2 protein-coding genes are annotated in these 1,662 nt (G+C 71.0%); one reads left to right on the top strand and one right to left on the bottom strand.

Going from position 1 to position 1,662, the window contains the following annotated elements:
• Positions 1–784, top strand: a 784-nt coding sequence (locus tag GJV82_RS19135; RefSeq protein WP_225873505.1) for a group I intron-associated PD-(D/E)XK endonuclease, incomplete at its 5' end; no start/stop codon positions are given.
• 156 nt (positions 785–940) lie between these two features.
• On the opposite strand, the gene GJV82_RS19130 is transcribed toward GJV82_RS19135, so the two are convergent.
• On the bottom strand, positions 941–1,662 hold a 722-nt coding region (locus tag GJV82_RS19130; RefSeq protein ID WP_155100319.1), incomplete at its 5' end, for an NAD(P)-dependent alcohol dehydrogenase.

Genomic DNA, 1,662 nt, shown 5'->3' with positions numbered 1-1,662 from the left:
GCACTGTCCACGACGGATTACGGGACAGCCTCTAGGTTCGAGGACCATGGGGGCGAAGCGGACGTACACGGACGACGACCTGGTGGCCGCTGTCGCGGCGTCGACGTCCTGGCGCGGGGTCCTTCGGGCGCTCGGTCTCCTCGGAACGTCCTCCGCAGCAGCGCGGTCGGTTCGGTCCCACGCCGAGCGGCTGGAGATCGACTACGGCCACTTCACGGGCCGGCGGCGGTGGAGCGACGCCCAGTTGCGTGCGTCGGCGGCGGAGGCAAGGTCCTGGGCCGACGTGACTGCCGCGTTGGGGCTCCAAGGCGGGTCCGCGACCACGACGGTGAAGGGCCACGCCGCCCGTCTCGGTGTTGAGGTTGACCACCTGAACTCAACCTCGGCGCCCGCACAGGGCGTCGAGCTCGTCCCGGACACCGTCCATCTCAGTCGCGCGGGGGCTCTGCTCGCGGCGAGTTGGTACACCCTGTGTGGCGCGAACGTCTCCTGGCCCCTGGAACCCGCGCGGTACGACCTGCTCGTCGGTGCTGGAGCGGACATCCGGCGCGTCCAGGTCAAGACGACGACGACGCGAGAGGGCAGCTCATGGAAGGTATACCTCTCGACGTCGCGTCGGGGGCGCACGCTCTACGACGCGGAGGAGATCGATGAGTTCTTCGTCGTCGACGGCGACCTCTCGTACTACGTGATCCCGCTCGGCGCCGTCTTGGGAGTGCATGCCCTTCACCTGAGTGCTTATGGGCGCTTCCGTGTGCTGACGTGTCCCGCGACGCAGGAGTGAGCCGTGCTCTGCTTAACGCGGAGTGTCGCTGCCGAGGATGCCAGTGCGGATGCCCCCGCGTGCCGGGTCACCCTCACGACGGGTACGGGTCCAGGCCGGAGACCGGTGCCGGGGGGGGGGGGGGGCGGCCTCCGGCTCCGGTCGGCGTACGGACCGTCACGCGCCCCTGGGGTCGACCGCCGCCGTCGACGAGACCCCAGGTGCCACGACGATCTTGCCATGCACGCCCCCCGCCTCGGCGTGGGCGTGGGCGTCCTGGATGCGCTCGAGGGGATAGACCCGGTCGGCGACGGAACGCAGTGACCCGTCCTCGGCGTAGCGTCGCAGCTCGTCGAACAGGTCGGGCACGGGGCGGCCCAGGAAGAACCGGATGCGTCGCGGGCCGAACACGGCGGACGCGGCGATGGTCGCGAGGCTGCGCCGCGGACGGTCGACGTCGAACGCGATCGCGACCATGCGTCCCGAGCGTTCCAGCTTCCGGCGCAGGCGCCACAGCTCGGTGCCACGCGTGTCGAAGATCACGTCGAAGCGGTCGAGGTCGGACAACGGTCGTCGGTAGTCGATCACCTCGTCCGCGCCGAGAGAGCGGACGAACGGGAAGCTGCGCGGGTGGGCCAGCGCGGTGACGTGCGCTCCCCAGGCCTTTCCCACCTGCACCGCGACGCTGCCGACCCCTCCTGCCGCGCCTCGGACGAGCAGCCGTTCCCCGGGCCGCAGGCGTGCCTTGTCCCGCAGGCCGATGAGCGCGGTCGCGCCCCCGGCCACGAGGGAGACCGCGTCCTGCGGGGTCCATCCCTGAGGCATCCGCGCGAGACGTCCGGCGGGGGCGGCGACGTACTCGGAGGTGTTCTCACCAGCATGATCGTCGGGTTCCTCGT

It is taken from the genome of Cellulosimicrobium composti, assembly GCF_009711085.1.
Classification (GTDB): Bacteria; Actinomycetota; Actinomycetes; order Actinomycetales; family Cellulomonadaceae; genus Cellulosimicrobium; species Cellulosimicrobium composti.
The sequence above is the reverse complement of the archived record's forward strand: the minus strand, read 5'-3'. Positions and strand labels throughout refer to the sequence as shown.